Annotated in this window: 17 protein-coding genes; 6 read left to right on the forward strand and 11 right to left on the reverse strand. The window is 38.9% G+C overall.

Annotated features, from left to right (window positions below):
- Positions 1 to 25: 25 nt before the first annotated feature.
- From H2677_RS04965 to dapD, 4 genes are all read right to left on the reverse strand, one after another.
- Positions 26 to 442 (reverse strand): hypothetical protein, encoded by a 417-nt coding sequence (locus H2677_RS04965; RefSeq protein ID WP_151790278.1) that lies wholly within the window; start codon positions 440 to 442, stop codon positions 26 to 28.
- A 30-nt stretch (positions 443 to 472) separates the two neighbouring features.
- Positions 473 to 1,141 carry a 7-cyano-7-deazaguanine synthase QueC gene (gene queC / locus H2677_RS04970; protein ID WP_212639577.1) on the reverse strand — a complete coding sequence of 223 codons (669 nt, stop codon included), beginning with the start codon at positions 1,139 to 1,141 and terminating at the stop codon, positions 473 to 475.
- 70 nt (positions 1,142 to 1,211) lie between these two features.
- Positions 1,212 to 1,922, reverse strand: coding sequence for a 7-carboxy-7-deazaguanine synthase QueE (queE, locus tag H2677_RS04975; protein WP_212639271.1), 711 nt, complete (start codon positions 1,920 to 1,922; stop codon positions 1,212 to 1,214).
- Positions 1,923 to 2,025: 103 nt separating this feature from the next.
- A complete protein-coding gene (dapD, locus tag H2677_RS04980) occupies positions 2,026 to 2,847 on the reverse strand; it encodes a 2,3,4,5-tetrahydropyridine-2,6-dicarboxylate N-succinyltransferase (protein ID WP_004913502.1) in 822 nt (273 codons plus the stop codon).
- A 290-nt stretch (positions 2,848 to 3,137) separates the two neighbouring features.
- Between dapD and carO the strand changes: the two genes are divergently transcribed.
- Positions 3,138 to 3,884, forward strand: a complete 747-nt coding sequence (gene carO, locus H2677_RS04985) for an ornithine uptake porin CarO (RefSeq protein WP_004953045.1) — start codon at positions 3,138 to 3,140, stop codon at positions 3,882 to 3,884.
- Positions 3,885 to 3,984: 100 nt separating this feature from the next.
- On the opposite strand, the gene H2677_RS04990 is transcribed toward carO, so the two are convergent.
- The 6 genes from H2677_RS04990 to H2677_RS05015 all read right to left on the reverse strand — a co-directional run bounded on the left by H2677_RS04990 (position 3,985) and on the right by H2677_RS05015 (position 9,561).
- Complete coding sequence (locus H2677_RS04990) at positions 3,985 to 4,908, reverse strand: CysB family HTH-type transcriptional regulator (RefSeq protein ID WP_004953047.1); 924 nt, start codon at positions 4,906 to 4,908, stop codon at positions 3,985 to 3,987.
- Between the two features lie 76 nt (positions 4,909 to 4,984).
- Positions 4,985 to 6,055: a sulfate/molybdate ABC transporter ATP-binding protein gene (locus H2677_RS04995; RefSeq protein ID WP_129262293.1), complete on the reverse strand. Its 1,071-nt coding sequence runs from the start codon at positions 6,053 to 6,055 to the stop codon at positions 4,985 to 4,987.
- A gap of 11 nt (positions 6,056 to 6,066) precedes the next feature.
- Positions 6,067 to 6,960: a sulfate ABC transporter permease subunit CysW gene (cysW, locus tag H2677_RS05000; protein ID WP_151707723.1), complete on the reverse strand. Its 894-nt coding sequence runs from the start codon at positions 6,958 to 6,960 to the stop codon at positions 6,067 to 6,069.
- Positions 6,957 to 7,790 carry a sulfate ABC transporter permease subunit CysT gene (gene cysT / locus H2677_RS05005; protein WP_004913489.1) on the reverse strand — a complete coding sequence of 278 codons (834 nt, stop codon included), beginning with the start codon at positions 7,788 to 7,790 and terminating at the stop codon, positions 6,957 to 6,959. Before cysT ends, cysW begins: the two co-directional genes overlap by 4 nt.
- A 78-nt stretch (positions 7,791 to 7,868) precedes the next feature.
- Complete coding sequence (locus H2677_RS05010; RefSeq protein WP_099948324.1) at positions 7,869 to 8,471, reverse strand: RBBP9/YdeN family alpha/beta hydrolase; 603 nt, start codon at positions 8,469 to 8,471, stop codon at positions 7,869 to 7,871.
- A gap of 82 nt (positions 8,472 to 8,553) precedes the next feature.
- Positions 8,554 to 9,561, reverse strand: coding sequence for a sulfate ABC transporter substrate-binding protein (locus H2677_RS05015; RefSeq protein WP_212639272.1), 1,008 nt, complete (start codon positions 9,559 to 9,561; stop codon positions 8,554 to 8,556).
- A gap of 251 nt (positions 9,562 to 9,812) precedes the next feature.
- On the opposite strand from H2677_RS05015, the gene pabC reads away from it, so the two are divergent.
- The 3 genes from pabC to tmk are packed head-to-tail and all read left to right on the forward strand — an operon-like array spanning position 9,813 to position 12,303.
- Positions 9,813 to 10,625, forward strand: a complete 813-nt coding sequence (pabC, locus tag H2677_RS05020) for an aminodeoxychorismate lyase (RefSeq protein WP_212639273.1) — start codon at positions 9,813 to 9,815, stop codon at positions 10,623 to 10,625.
- Between the two features lie 2 nt (positions 10,626 to 10,627).
- Entirely contained in the window at positions 10,628 to 11,704 is a 1,077-nt protein-coding gene (gene mltG, locus H2677_RS05025; protein ID WP_087540061.1) for an endolytic transglycosylase MltG, read from the forward strand.
- Entirely contained in the window at positions 11,704 to 12,303 is a 600-nt protein-coding gene (tmk, locus tag H2677_RS05030; protein WP_004913474.1) for a dTMP kinase, read from the forward strand. Before mltG ends, tmk begins: the two co-directional genes overlap by 1 nt.
- A 221-nt stretch (positions 12,304 to 12,524) precedes the next feature.
- Here tmk and nadB read toward each other — a convergent pair whose 3' ends face one another.
- Positions 12,525 to 14,162 carry an L-aspartate oxidase gene (nadB, locus tag H2677_RS05035; protein WP_212639578.1) on the reverse strand — a complete coding sequence of 546 codons (1,638 nt, stop codon included), beginning with the start codon at positions 14,160 to 14,162 and terminating at the stop codon, positions 12,525 to 12,527.
- A 376-nt stretch (positions 14,163 to 14,538) separates the two neighbouring features.
- Between nadB and H2677_RS05040 the strand changes: the two genes are divergently transcribed.
- Complete coding sequence (locus tag H2677_RS05040; RefSeq protein ID WP_004913465.1) at positions 14,539 to 15,915, forward strand: Do family serine endopeptidase; 1,377 nt, start codon at positions 14,539 to 14,541, stop codon at positions 15,913 to 15,915.
- Positions 15,916 to 16,030: 115 nt separating this feature from the next.
- Positions 16,031 to 16,489 carry an acyl-CoA thioesterase gene (locus tag H2677_RS05045; RefSeq protein ID WP_212639274.1) on the forward strand — a complete coding sequence of 153 codons (459 nt, stop codon included), beginning with the start codon at positions 16,031 to 16,033 and terminating at the stop codon, positions 16,487 to 16,489.
- Positions 16,490 to 16,615 lie beyond the last annotated feature (126 nt).

Consider the following 16,615-nt stretch of genomic DNA (forward strand, 5'->3'; position numbering starts at 1 on the left):
AGGCTTTGATCTGAACCATACAAGCTTACTTTTTAGGAGCTTGTTGCTGAGCAGCTTTCATTGCTTCTTCAGTTAATTTTTCTAACTTAGATACCAAAGGGGCACCTAAGCAAGCTTGTAAATCTTTATTTTGCTGTTGGACAAACGCTAAAGAACTAGGGCTTTTCTTGGCATTAATTGCGCTTTGAATTTCCCATTTTTGTGCTTCAGTTACTTTACCTTGTGCATCAATTTGGCAACTACAGAATTTACTTACTTCAGCAGAAGTTAGTTTTCCACCTTTAGCTGTTTGATCTTTACATACGTTGACTAATGCAGATTTTACATTGGTACTTTTATATGCTGCTTGTAATGGATTATCAGCTGCATAAGTTGCTGTAGCAAAAAGAGCCGCAGCTGACATCATTGTTGAAAGAATAATATTTGATTTAGAAAACTTCATATAATGTACCTAATTTTTACCTTATATCGTTTATTCCGCATAGCGCGTAGGATCCGCGACACCTGCTTCGATAAAACCTTGCTGACGTAAACGACAACTGTCGCATTTGCCACATGCACGTCCTTGAGCGTCTGCCTGATAGCAGGATACCGTTTGGCTATAGTCTACGCCATGTTCGATGCCTAAGCGTATAATATTCGCTTTGGATAAATGTAACAGAGGTGTTTCAATTTTAAGAGGTTTTCCTTCAACACCAGCTTTTGTTGCAAGTCTTGCGAGATTGGCAAAAGCGTCAATAAATTCTGGGCGACAATCTGGATATCCTGAATAATCAACAGCATTTACACCAATCACAATGGCTGCAGCGTCAAATACTTCAGCTGCTGCAAGAGCATAGGATAGAAAAATTGTGTTACGTGCTGGAACATAAGTTACAGGAATACCTTCTTGTAATTGTTCAGGTACATCAATGTTATGATCTGTAAGCGCGGAACCGCCTAAATTACCCAAATCGATATTAATTACACGATGTTCAACGCCTGCTCGTTGTGCAAGTGCCTTAGCTGCATCAAGCTCAGTTGTAGAGCGCTGACCATACATAAAACTTAAAGCGATACAGTCATAGTTTGCTTGTGCCCAAGCGAGACATGTTGTCGAGTCTAAACCGCCAGACAATAATACGATGGCACGAGAACGCATATTATTTTCCATTATTCAACCTAAAATTATTCGTAGATGATTTGCCTCATTTGAGACAGTCACAAGATCATTAGCGACCAGATTCATCATTCCATAACAGCTTATGTAACTGTAATTGGAAGCGAACAGGGAGATGGTCATCTAAAATCCACTGAGCTAAATCACGTGCAAGAGCAGGTAGAGCAACAGCACCTTTTTCTACCGCGAAAGCAGGAGAGAACCATACTGTACTGACTTTATCTTGCAACTGGAAATTTTCCAGTTGTTGTTTAGACCATTCATAGTCGGCACGATTACAGATCACAAATTTAATCTGATCATGCTGTGTTAGATAGTCGAGATTGGTAAGTAAATTACGATGATCTTCATTAGACGTTGGTGTCTTTAGATCTAATACTTTCGAAACACGTGGATCAACTTTAGAAACATCTAAAGCTCCGCTTGTTTCAAGCGAAACGTGAAAACCTAGATCACACAAGCGTTGAAGTAATACAAGACAATTCGGTTGTGCAAGTGGTTCGCCACCAGTGACACATATATAAGGTGTTTTAAACTGGCTTGCTGTTTCAATGATATGTTCAAGTGATTGACGCTCACCACCTTCAAAAGAGTACGTGGTATCACAATAGCTGCAACGAAGAGGGCAACCAGTTAAACGAATGAAGACAGTGGGTAAGCCAAATGTATTCGCTTCGCCTTGCAAAGAATAAAAAATCTCTGTGATACGCAAACCAGCAGCAGGATCAGAGACAGGAATTGCAGAGGAACGTAAGGAAGTCATAAAGAGTTACCACAAAATCAGCAAGCTATTAAAAAACAAAAATCTCTACGATCAGTGATAATCGTAGAGACGAGGAGCAGTGTAAGCTCCGTAGTATTACAACTTAGTCAGCACGTAATAAATCATTTAAACTTGTTTTAGCACGTGTTTTAGCATCAACTTTTTTCACGATGATTGCTGCGTAAAGGCTATAAGTTCCACATTTAGAAGGAAGGCTTCCCGCAACTACAACTGAACCAGCAGGTACGCGACCATAGTGAATTTCACCAGTTTCACGATCATAGATCTTAGTCGATTGACCGATGAATACGCCCATAGAGATTACAGAGCCTTCACCAACAATTACGCCTTCTACAATTTCAGAACGCGCGCCGATGAAGCAGTTATCTTCAATGATCGTTGGGTTTGCTTGTAATGGCTCTAATACACCGCCAATACCTACACCACCAGATAAATGTACATTTTTACCAATTTGCGCACATGAACCAACAGTTGCCCAAGTATCAACCATTGTGCCTTCATCAACATATGCACCGATGTTGACATAAGATGGCATCAAGATCACATTTTTAGCTTGGAAGCTACCACGGCGAGCAACAGCTGGAGGAACTACGCGTACACCTGCTGCTTTAAATTGCTCTTCAGTCCAACCTGAGTATTTAGTTGCAACTTTGTCATAAAACTGTAGATCACAAGCTTCAATAGGCTGATTGTCATTGAGTTTAAAAGAAAGTAAAACTGCTTTTTTTAACCATTGGTGAACAACCCACTCACCATCAATCTTTTCAGCCACACGAAGTGTACCGTTGTCTAAACCAGTTAATGCTTCTTCAACGGCTTGACGAATTTCTGTAGGGCAGTCCGTAGCTGAATAATTTGCACGGTCTTCAAATGCTTGCTCAATGATCGTAGAAAGCTGAGACATGATCTTCCTTCATCCAAAAAAATTTTGAAGATTTTACACTAAATTGAACCAAGAAGCTTTGAAAAAAGTCGTTACAATAAAGTGTTTTAAAATTAAGCAATAAAATTGTAATAAATTCGGATTTAATTGTTTTTTATCCATTATTTCGAAATATACAATTATTCTGAATTTGTATCAAAAAATAACAAAAAGTAATCAGTTTCTGTATAAAAAGATATCAATCATTCTTTTAAGATTTTATTACAGTAACAACTATACCTTAGATAAAAGTATTTTTTGAGGAGACTTCAATGAAAGCTTTGCGCGTTATTTTAGCTGCAGGTGCATTAACAGCGATTGCAGGTTCTGCTTTAGCAGCAGATGAACAAGTTGTGAAGGAATCAGGTTCTACGTTTCCTTCGTACTTAGATCCAGTTTCAGTTCGTGCTGAAGTGGGTACTACAGGTTATGGTGGTGCGATTACTTATGATGCTAACCCTTATGTAGGTGTAACATTGGGTTATAACGGTGGTGACATTTCTTGGTCTGATGATGTCAAAGTAAATGGCTCTACTTACGACCTCGATATGGAAAATAATAATGTTTATTTAAATGCTGAAATGCGTCCATGGGGAACAAGTGATAATCTTTTTGCTAAATCACTGTATGTTGCCGCTGGTGTAGCGTATTTAGATAATGACTATGATTTAACTCGTAATGTTAATGCTACTCGTGCATTCCGTGTAAATAACCAAGACTTCTTAGCGGGAGCAGATGGCGTTAAGATTAATGGTAAGATGGAATACAAAAATGACATCGCACCATACTTAGGTTTTGGTTTTGCACCTAAAGTTTATAAGAACATTGGTGTGTTTGGTGAAGTAGGTGCGTACTACACAGGTAATCCTAAGGTTACTTTAACTTCAACAGGTACTGCGACTACTGAAGGTAACCAATCTCTAACAGAAGCGGTTAATGCTGAAGCTAATAAAATTGCTAATGACAACAAATATGAATGGTTGCCAGTTGGTAAAGTTGGTGTAAGTTTCAGTTTCTAAGCTGAACGAGCACATAGAGAAAACGAGCTGTAAAGCTCGTTTTTTCGTTTAAATATCCTTTTCCCAGATATAAAAAATGGCTCTTTAAGAGCCATATTTTTTATTCCTCAGGGTAAGCGACTTTTTTAAGTGCTTTAATATCGGTTTTAGGTGAGCAAAGCGAGATAAACTCATAACCATAACCACGTAATAAATGACCTTTTCGTACAGCAATCCACGTGGTGTTAGTACCAAAAATGTGAGTTTTTATTTGCTGTAAACGATAGTCACGTTCGGCATCATATGCGACATCATTGACGATCCCGACACCCATATTGAGTTCAACATAGGTTTTAATAACATCGGCATCTAACGCTGACATTACGATATCTGCATGCAAATGTGCATCTTCAAATGCTTTATCGATTTTAGAGCGACCTGTAAAACCTCCGTGATATGTAATCAACGGATACTCTGCTAAAAGATCGAGACTGATGTTGTCTAATTTCGTTAAAGGGTGGTCTTTAGGTGTAATAATACTGTGGTGCCATTCATAGTAAGGCACGCTTGCTAAGTTTTCCTCTGTGGTGAGAGATTCTGTCGCAATTCCAATATCAGCTTCACCTTGAAGTAGCATTTCAGCGATTTCAACAGGACTTGCTTGTTGTAAAACCAAATGCACTTTAGGAAAAAGCTTCTTAAATTGATTCACAATTGGAGGTAATACATAACGAGCTTGGGTGTGTGTTGTTGCAATCGTTAAAGTACCTTCATCAACTTTATTGAAATCGTCAGCAAGGCGTTTGATATTATCAGCATCAACTAACATGCGCTCGACAATACTCAATAAGGACTGTCCTGGTTCAGTGAGACCAAGTAATCGTTTACCTTTACGCACAAAAAGTTGTACGCCTAATTCATCTTCTAAATCTTTAATATGTTTACTGACACCAGATTGGGAGGTATAAAGTGCCGCTGAAGCTTCAGTTAAATTAAAGTTTTGACGAACTGTTTCTCGAATAATTCTGAGTTGTTGGAAGTTCATAATCATTATTTCCGCATATAGGATGAGGAACGGCTAAAGTTCCATATGGGTAGTTTAGCCGTCATCAAGTATTATTTTAAGCAACTTGCGTTGTTGGGTCTGCAAATAAATGAAGTTGAGCTGCACTAATCCAGACGGTTTGGTTTGGTCTGAATTGATGCAAATTAGCTTCTTCTACACTTAGTAAAATTTCGATAGTACGCCCACTACGATCTTGTAATTCAGCGATCACTCTACCTGCAATCCAGACTTCACGTAAAAAAGTCGCTTGAACAGTATTCGGTTGAGGCTGCGCATGAATATGTAATTCATTTGGTCGAGCAAAAGCGATGACTTTTCCTTGCGGTGCTTGCAAATCATTTGGTAGTTGAATGCGATCATCTCCGATACGAATAATACCTTCATGATGTTCACCTTCAAAACGATTTGCTTGACCTAAGAAATCAAATACAAATGGTGTCGCTGGTTTTTCATAAACTTCACGAGGCGAACCAATTTGTTCTACATCACCTTTATTCATGACAATGATTTGATCAGCAACTTCTAAAGCTTCCTCTTGGTCATGGGTTACAAAGATAGAGGTGATGTGCAATTCATCATGTAGTGTGCGTAACCAACGACGCAGTTCTTTACGAACTTTAGCATCCAAAGCACCAAAAGGTTCATCCAGTAATAAAACACGAGGTTCAACTGCTAGAGCACGTGCTAAAGCGATACGTTGACGTTGACCGCCCGATAGTTGCGCAGGGTAACGATCAGCTAAAAAGCCAAGTTGAACTAAATCAAGTAAACGCGTAACTCGTTTTTTAATTTCAGCTTCTGATGGACGTGTTGCACGTGGTCGTACACGTAAACCAAAAGCAATATTGTCATATACGGTCATGTGGCGAAATAAAGCGTAATGTTGGAAAACGAAACCAACTTGTCGCTCACGCACATGAATGTCAGTTGCATCTTCACCTTCAAGCAATACTTGTCCGCCATCGGCTGATTCTAAACCTGCAATAATTCGCAAAAGCGTTGTTTTTCCACAGCCCGATGGACCAAGTAAAGCTACTAACTCGCCCTCTGGAAAATCTAAAGAGATATTTTTAAGCGCGTGGAATGCGCCAAAGTGTTTTTCAATATTTTTAACTTGAATACTCATTTGTACATTCCTCAGTGGCTAGATGGATTATGTTGATGTTCGTTGCTTTGGTCTTGGCGCATCTCTAACCAAGTTTTTAAAATCAAAGTGATGATTGCTAAGAATGCCAGTAAAGATGACACTGCAAATGCAGCACTGAAGGTATACTCGTTGTATAGAATTTCTACATGTAAAGGTAATGTGTTCGTTTCACCACGAATGTGTCCTGAAACGACCGATACAGCACCAAACTCACCCATTGCACGTGCATTACATAGAATCACACCATAGATCAAACCCCATTTAATATTTGGAAGTGTTACTTTCCAGAAAGTTTGCCAACCAGATGCACCAAGTACGATTGCAGCTTCTTCTTCTTCAGTACCTTGAGCTTCCATGAGCGGAATGAGTTCGCGTGCAACAAATGGAACAGTGATGAAAATAGTAGCTAAAACAATACCTGGAACGGCATATAGGATTTTGATGTCATTATCCATGAACCATCCGCCAACCCAACCTTGAGAGCCAAAAATTAAAACAATCATTAAACCTGCAATAACAGGTGAAACTGAGAATGGCATGTCGATAATGGTGGTCAAAATGGCTTTACCACGGAACTGGAACTTAGCTACCGCCCAAGCTGCTGCAACACCAAATACAACGTTAATCGGTACAGCAATCGCAGCAGTGATTAAGGTGAGCTTTACAGCCGATAGCGTATCTGAGTCAGTTAATGCGTTTACATAGACTTCTAGACCCTGTTTAAATGCTTCGACAAAAACCAAAATTAGGGGTAGAACCAAGCAACTTAAGAAAAAGATTAATGCGACAGTAATTAGACTATAACGAACCCATGTCGGTTCTCGAGTGGCATCTCTTGCTTGTAATTTGAGTGCCAAAGCATTGCTGTTTGTATTCAAACTCATTGTGCAACTCTCCCTGTACGACGGCTTGCCCATGCTTGAACTAAATTAATTAAAAATAAGATGGCAAATGAGAGAATGAGCATGACTACAGCGATCGTTGTTGCGCCTGCATAATCATATTCTTCTAAACGAGAAATGATCATGAGGGGAGCAATCTCTGTTTTATACGGTTGATTGCCTGCAATAAAGATGACAGAGCCATATTCACCAACACCACGAGCAAATGCCAAAGCAAATCCTGTCAGCAACGCTGGAAACAAAATTGGAAGTATGACTTTGGTAATGGTCTGCCAGCGATTTGCACCAAGTGCAGAAGCTGCTTCTTCTAATTCAGATTCAATATCGCTGAGAACTGGTTGTACTGTTCGAACAACAAAGGGTAATCCAATAAAAATCAGGGCAAGAGTAATACCAATAGGGGTATATGCAACTTGAATCCCTAACGGTTCCAAATATTGACCAATCCAACCTGTTGGAGCATATAAAGAAGTGAGCGCAATCCCTGCTACAGCTGTTGGTAGAGCAAAAGGTAAATCGACTAATGCATCGACAATTCTTTTACCTGGAAAACTATAGCGAACTAAGCACCATGCCAATAATAATCCAAAAATCACATTCACTAGCGCAGCAATCAATGCCGCACTGAAACTAAGTTGCAGTGACTTTAGGATTCGTTCTGAAGTTAAGATTTCCCATAAACCATCCCATCCGATTCCTAAAGATCGGATAAATACAGCAGATAAAGGAATAAGCACAATCAAAGATACATAAGCGAGAGTAAAGCCTAACGAGAGACCAAACCCTGGCAGCACTCGGGAACGCTGCGACATGACATTTCCTCAAAGAGAAATATTTGCTAAATAAGCAAATAAACGAAACTAAAATCAAAAAATACGGTGAAGATGGGGCTAGGCAAATTTCATATTAAAATTTGCGACCTTCATTAGAGCGGTAGGTAAGCTCTTTTTTTCAGGTAATAAATAATTCAGGATCTCAGGGAATGGACCAAACCCTGAAGCAACATTGATGTGGCCAACAGGTCCTAAATTAATTGGTGTTAATTTCCATGATTCTGCGAGCTGTAAAGCATCGACATAACCAAGCCATGGATCATTCTCACTAATTAATAACGTCGTTGGCACATCAATACTGAGTCCATGAAAATATGCTTTATAGTCAGTTAGACTATGACGAGCGAAACCTGCCTCACCAAAACGTGCTGGATTTGCGGGTGCAACCAAAACTAAATTTTTTACTTGGACATTTAGTTCAGGGTGCTCGGCGAGAGCCGCTACACTGGTTAAGCATCCAAAACTATGAGCAACGATCTGAACAGGTTCATTTACAGATGAAACAGTTTTGACAAACTGATCAACCCACTCTTGCAAGACTGGACGATCCCAGTGTTTCTGTTGAACACGAGAACTAGACATGAGTTTTTGTTGTAGCCAAGACTGCCAGTGTTGAGCCTCGCTGCCACCTACACCAGGAACAATTACGGTATGAGTCATGTCTAATCTCCTTAGAATCCTTCCCAACCTTGCTTTATGAAAGTGAGAAAGTCCCTCTTAGAAAAAGTGGGACTTAGTTGGATTATTTACCTGTGCTATTGATCTTGACGATTTGGTCGAAAATTCCACCATTATCAAAATGGTTTTTTTGTACTTTTGCCCAACCACCAAATTCTTTATCGATTGTTACTAGTTTCAGTGGTTTGAATACATTGCTGTATTTCTTTAATACCGCGGCATTACGAGGACGATAGAAATTACGCGCTGCAATTTCTTGACCAGCAGGAGAGTACAAGTAATTCAAATATCCGCGTGCAATTTGGGCGTTACCTTTTTTCTGAGCATTTTTTTCTACTACGGCAACAGGTGGTTCAGCCAAAATAGAAAGAGACGGTGTGATGATTTCGAATTTACCTGGTTGCTCTCGAACGGCAAGGAAAGCTTCATTTTCCCAAGCCAACAACACATCACCGATACCACGTTCAGCAAATGTAGTTGTTGCGCCGCGTGCTCCTGAATCCAACACTTTGGTTTGCTTATAAATTTGACGCACAAATTCTTGAGCTTTCGCGTCATTGCCGCCTTTTTGATGTTTTGCCCAAGCCCATGCACCTAAATAATTCCAGCGAGCACCACCTGAGGTCTTTGGATTTGGTGTGATGATTTCAACACCAGGTTTGACTAAATCACCCCAGTCTTTGATTTTCTTTGGGTTATCTTTTCGAACAAGGAATACAATCGTTGATGTATATGGCGTAGAGTTATTTGGTAATTTCTTTTGCCAGTCTGCTGGAAGTAATTTTGCATTTTCAGCAATTTCATCAATATCAGCAGCAAGTGCTAGTGTTACGACATCAGCATTTAAACCATCAATGACAGCACGTGCTTGTTTGCCTGAGCCGCCGTGTGATTGTTTGAAGTCAATATCTTGTCCTGTGCGCTGTTTCCAGTAAGCACCGAATTGTTTATTGAAATCTGTATAGAGTTCACGTGTTGGATCATAAGACACATTTAAAAACTCTTGCGCAGCAAAAGAAGAAACTGAAAGTAATGCTGCAATTACACCGACTTTGACCTGAGATAAACGCATGGAGACCCCTCAAAAATTAAATCATTGTTTGGAATATGTACGCAGCATAACTGCAGTTTTTTTGCAAAAAAAATAATTAAAATCGAATTTGATATGAAAAATTAAGAAATACATAAAAGAGATAAGTTATGCTGAATAACTGATAAATAAGAAATTTTTATTTTATGAGTGAAGTTGTTATAATTATTTAAAATCAATAGGTTATTAAAATTAATAGCTTCGATGAATGTATCCTAAAGGATCTTTAACTTATGCAATGCTATAAAAATGGGCAGTTGATTGATTCAATTCCTTTATTGGATCGTGCGTTTCATTATGGTGATGGGTGTTTTACAACAGCACGATTAGTGCATGGTAGAATGGAACTAAAACAACTACATATTGCTCGTTTGAATTATGCTTGCAAAAATTTAAGTTTGGATGCTGATTTATCTTTTATAGACCAAGCATTAGATCAATTGCCACAACATGAAAAAAACTTGAATGGTACGTTGAAGGTTGTAATCAGTCGCGGAGAAGGTGACCGAGGATATAGTCTTCCTTTACACCCAGCCGATGTATATGTGTGGTTTTATCCTAAACAATGGCAACATTTAGAGCCTGAATGGATTGAAAGTGGTTTACTGAATCATGCTATAGGTTTGGATATGCCTCATTTGGTTGGTTTGAAGACTTTGAATCGACTAGAGCAAGTTGTGTTGAAGCAAGAAGCAGATCAGCGAGGTTGGCTAGAAGCATTAGTTACGGACGTGCAAGGGTATATTGTTGAAGGTGTAAGCAGTAATTGTTTTATTCGTATAAATGATCAATGGATTACTCCAGAACTTCGCTATAATGGTGTGCACGGTGTAATGCGTGCGCACATTCTATCTCGTATGCAACAAAATCATATTTCATGTGAACAACGTTGTATTGAAATGGATCAGATCGCGCATATCCAGAACATATTTTTCTGTAATGCTTTGCATCCGATGAAAGCTGTAGTTCGATTTCAAGGTCGAACAATGCAGCAGCAACCTTATCTTGATTTATTTAATTCTTTAAAACTTAGCCAGATTGACTAAATATGCCGAAACCTCCGAATCCAAGCAAGACTAAGAAAAAGCCTAAAGCCAAATCACAAGCTAAGTTTTCTATTAAGTTTTTTATCATTGCAGTCATCGCTTTTTTGATTGTGATCTTTGGTGTTTTCTGGTCAAGTTTATTCAAGAATTACCCTGTTCAAAACAAAAAACAGCTTTTGGTCATTTCTTCTGGAGATACCTATTCTGGTTTTATCGACCGTTTAGCTGAAGAAAATAAAGTGAATTTTCCGATTCTTTTGAAACTCTATCAAAAGTTCATGATTCATGACACGATGAAAGCAGGTGTTTATGAAGTCACGCAAGGTATGAGTGTTCGTCAAGTTTTGGAAATGTTATCCAATGCTGAAAATGCTCAAATGAATCGAATTTTAGTGATAGAAGGCACGACATTTAAGCAATTGATTAACAATCTTAAAAAAGATTCAAATGTCACTAAAACAATATTGGATTTACCTCAGGATCAATTATTAAAAGAACTTGATATTCCTTATTCACATCCTGAAGGCTTGTTTGCACCAGATACATATTTCTTTGCCAAAGGCGAAACTGATAAAAAAATCTTAACGGATTTATATCATCGTCAAATGAAGTCTTTAGATGAAGCTTGGGCGAATAAAGCAGCCAATCTTCCTTATAAAGATAAATATGAAGCATTAATTATGGCTTCAATTATTGAAAAAGAAACCAGTTTAGATCGTGAGCTTGAGCAAGTTTCAGGTGTTTTTGTGCGTCGTTTAAAAATTGGTATGCGCTTACAAACCGATCCAACTGTAATTTATGGTATGGGGGATCGTTACACAGGTAATATCACACGTAATGATTTGAGGACACCAACCGCATATAATACTTATACAATTAATGGTTTACCGCCAACCCCAATTGCGTTACCAAGCAAAAAAGCGATTGAAGCAGCGATGCATCCAGACGATTCAAAAAATATTTATTTCGTCGCAACAGGAAATGGTGGACATAAATTTAGTGCTTCTCTAGCAGAGCATAATCGTGCAGTACAAGATTACTTGTCTGTACTCCGCTCAAAGAAAAATCAAGGTGAATGATGTTTATTAGTTTTGAAGGTACGGAAGGTGTAGGGAAAACCACTCTGATTCGTAAAATTCATCAGTACTTTGAACAGCAAGGTAAAGAAGTTGTACTGACCCGTGAGCCTGGCGGCACACCATTAGCAGAACAGATTCGTACATTATTATTGGCAGTAAATCATGATGAGCAAATGAGCCATGATACTGAGCTATTACTGATTTATGCTGCACGAGCTCAACATTTACAACAAGTGATTTTACCTGCATTAGCGGCGGGAAAAATTGTGTTGAGTGATCGTTTTACTGATGCCAGCTTTGCTTATCAGTGTTCTGGTCGTGGTTTAAGTCAGGAAAAGCTGCAATTGTTAAATCAAACTTTTGTGGCAAAAATGCCGAATATTACCTTTTGGTTGGATGCACCGATTGAGTTGGGCATGACCCGTGCTCGAGAGCGTGGTGCATTAGATCGTTTTGAACAAGAAAAATTGAGCTTCTTTGCCAAGGTACGTGCTGGTTATGAGACTTTATGGCAAGCAGAGCCTGAACGGATCAAGCGTTTGGATGCAACACAAAATGCCGATGTTGTATTTGAAGATGCTTTGCAGTATTTGAAGTAAATACGGTTATACACTCAACCTGCATTGTCGAAAAGTTTGGGTGATGTTTTGGTTTTATTTCTTATGCCTTACTTTTCACGGATGAAAAGTAACAAAAATCCTTTGTTGAGCTGACGGTACATCCTTGATACCGCAGCTCAACAGGCGACATCCATGTCACCTACCTCGATAGTAAATAATAACTATAAGTTATCTTGAGAATATCAAAAAATGTGAAAGTATCACTCATTCACCAATGGCTGTTCCACTTTAAAGTTTGGTGGGGTTAACACTGTCTTACGAATTTCGTTTGAAAGCTCTGGGTAATCAAGCGTGTAATGCAAACCACGTGATTCCTTACGTTCCATCGCACAACGTACAATCATTTCGGAAACTAAAACGAGGTTACGCAATTCGATCAGGTTCTTACTGACTCGGTAATCTTGATAGTATTCATTGATTTCACGCTTCAACATCTCGATACGATGTAACGCACGTTGTAGACGTTTAGTCGTACGAACAATACCGACGTAGTTCCACATGGTTGAACGTAGTTCATCCCAGTTTTGTAAGATAACAACATCTTCGTCAGCATCAGTCACTTGTGATTCATCCCAAGATGGTACGTTTGGAAATTCAAAGCTCAGGTTATGTTTGCTTTGAATGTCTTCTGCTGCACTCATACCATAAACGAAACATTCAAGTAACGAGTTACTCGCCATACGATTTGCGCCGTGTAAACCTGTATAAGAAGTTTCACCAATCGCATACAAACCATCAAGATCAGTTTGGCTATTAGAATCAACAACTACACCACCACAGGTATAGTGAGCAGCAGGAACAACAGGAATCATGTCTTTGGTAATATCAATTCCGAGTTCAAGCAAGCGAGCATATAGCGTAGGGAAGTGTTCAATAATAAATTCAGGTGATTTATGTGTGATGTCTAACCACACATGACGAATACCTAGACGTTTGATTTCATGGTCGATGGTACGTGCCACAATATCGCGTGGCGCCAGTTCAGCGCGTTCATCAAAACGAAGCATAAAACGCTCGCCGTCAGGTAGGCGTAAGTACGCACCTTCACCACGCATTGCTTCAGTAATTAAGAAAGAGCGTGCTTTAGGGTGGTATAAACACGTTGGGTGGAATTGATTAAACTCCATGTTTGCTACACGACAGCCTGCACGATACGCCATCGCAATACCATCACCTGTTGCAATATCAGGATTAGATGTATAGAGATATGCTTTCATTGCACCGCCACATGCTAATGCAGTAAAAGGTGCTAAGAAAGTATGAACTTGCTCAGTCTTTTCATTGAGAGCATATAACCCTATTGCACGGTTGGTTTGATCTAGATGACCAAGTTTGTGCACGGTAATAAGATCAATTGCAATGTAGTTTTCAAAGATAGTGATATTTTTACGTTCTTGCGCACGTTCAACTAGGGTCGTTGAAATGGCTTTACCAGTTGCATCAGCCGAGTGAATGATTCGACGCTGCGAATGGCCACCTTCACGGGTGAGATGAAGTTGTTCATCATCGTCTAGAGTGAACTGGACGCCTTGTTTTAATAAGAAATCTACAGAAGGCTTACCACCTTCAACCGTATGTTTGACAGCATCTAGCTCACAAAGATGTCCGCCTGCAATCATAGTGTCATTAATATGTTGTTGAATTGAATCAGTCTCATCCAATACTGCAGCAACACCACCTTGAGCATAGTAAGTGCTAGCTTCAGTTAGTTCAGCCTTAGCTAAGATTGCAATGTTATAATGATGAGGTAAAGAAAGTGCGAGACTTAAACCTGCACCACCACTGCCCACAATAATCACGTCAAAATGATGAATTGTTTCTAAATCAGGCATGTCGATCTGCTTCAATATCAAACGTTCGCTAATGACACCGCTTTTTTGTAAAAAAGGCAAGTGCTATTCTGCTTAGAATTGCGTGAATTTTTAGCGAATAACCAGATAATTAGTCTATATGCCAAGAATTAAACTTTTCACATAGATTGAACATAAGTTACGTGAAGCAACATGGTTTTAATTTCTATTTAAGTAATTCAATAGAAACTCAAGCTGTAATTAGGAAGAATATATTTCTCCACATTTTCTCCATAATTTTATTTTTAAATTTGTCTGTATACCTCGAAAATACAAACATTTTTTAACGAAATAAAAATGTAGCTTATGATAAAACATTAGCTTAAATTTCTATTCGATCATCAGTATGTAGGTTCTTGCTTCTATGAAAAGTCGATATATACAACAAGGATTGTTCACTGCGGTATTTACAGTAGCAGCTGCACAAGTAAATGCTGCGTCACCAGTAGATTTTTCAAACCTCGTAGAACAGGTTAGTCCTGCGGTAGTGAGTGTAAATGTTGTCAAGAAAATGACTCAGGAAGAGTTGTTACAGCAACAAGTACCAGAAATACTACGTCGTTTTTTTGGTAATCAGATCATTATCCCGCAGCAGCAGGGACCACAAGAAAAAACTGCTTACGGCAGCGCATTTTTCATTAGTAAAGATGGTTATTTAGTTACCAACCATCATGTAATTGAGAATGCATCCAGAATTAGTATCACCCTAAATGATCGTCGTGAACTCGATGCAACCTTAGTGGGAAGTGACGAGCGAACAGATGTTGCTGTTCTCAAAGTGAATGGCAATAATTTTCCTGAATTAAAAATCGGTGATGTGAATCGACTCAAAGTTGGTGAGCCTGTTCTCGCGATTGGTTCGCCATTTGGTTTTGATTATTCAGCTTCAGCTGGAATTGTGAGTGCAAAGTCTCGAAATATGAGTGGTGAAACTTCTGTTCCATTTATTCAAACAGATGCCGCTTTAAATCCAGGTAACTCTGGTGGCCCTTTGTTCAATCAACAAGGTGAGGTGATTGGTGTTAACTCTCGTATCTTCAGTGGAACTGGAGGTTATATGGGATTGTCATTCTCTATTCCTATTGATGTTGCGATGGATGTTGTTCAGCAATTAAAAGTGAATGGTAAAGTGACACGTTCTTATCTTGGTGTGATGTTGCAAGATATTGATCGTAACCTAGCAGAGGCTTATAAATTACCAAAACCTGAAGGTTCTCTCATCACACAAGTTACACCTAAATCGCCAGCTGAAAAAGCAGGTCTGAAGTCGGGTGATGTGATTTTGAAAATCAATGGAAATTCAATTCTGCGCACAAGTGATTTGTTAAATGTGCTTAATCGGGTAGCCCCGAACCAAACGATTCAATTAGATGTTTTACGAGATGATAGAACTCGTACTATATCGGCAACACTCGGCACCGCGCCAGATGATACGCCAGCTGCAGAAGATAAGAATAATCCAACAAGTGGTTTAGGGATGAGTATCCGTAATTTAACTCAAGCAGAGCAAACTCGCTTGGATGTTAATGGTGGAATTCTAGTTCAAGATGTTAAGCGTGGTGGATTAGCATCATTGTCTAATATCGTCGCGGGTGATGTGATTATTCAGGTGAACGGAACTCCGATCACAAACAGTCAGATGTTTGCAAAAACGGTAGCTGCTTTACCAAAAAATAGCGTTGCGCGAGTTGCAATTATTCGTCAGGGGCAACGTGCAATTTTAGGTTTACGCTTACCTTAAATAAGATTAATGGTCTTGAAACCACCCAAATTTTGGGTGGTTTTTATTTTTGAAATTGGAACTAGATTGCACTAGTGTATGCCATGATCGTTGAATTTAGTGATTAATAAGTAATATGAGCACAATTTTTGATTTAAAAATTCAAGTAGAAGCTAAGCATATAGATGTATTGGGTCATGTTAACAATGTGATGTATGTCCAATGGATGCAAGACGTAGCTGCAGCACATATCGAAGCTTTAGGTTTGGGGTTAAAACAGTATTTTGAACTTAAGCATGCGATGGTGGCAGTCGAGCATCATGTTCAATATCGGAAAGCTGCGCTTGAAGGTGAAGAAATTATTTTAAGAACTTGGCTAGACGATCTAAATGCACTTTATTCATTTCGTCAGTACGCATTTTATCGACCTAAAGATCAAAGCATTATTTTTATGGGTAATACTAAGTGGGCTTGTATTGAAATTTCGACAGGGCGTCCAAAACGTATGTCACCAAGCTTCACACAAGCATATCAACCTATTTCCGCTAAGCTCAATCCTATGGATTTCTCAGTTTTGTACCATCAAGTAGATTAAGTTGCTTCGCGAGTAAGCTAAAGCAATAGGTTTTGAAAGCAAGATAATTATTTTGAATACTTTAAAATTGGCTTCTGTTATAATCGGCAACAATTTTGTTAAACCGTTTTGGCTTATAGCAACTAA

This window comes from Acinetobacter junii, from assembly GCF_018336855.1.
In the GTDB taxonomy this organism is placed as follows: Bacteria; Pseudomonadota; Gammaproteobacteria; order Pseudomonadales; family Moraxellaceae; genus Acinetobacter; species Acinetobacter junii.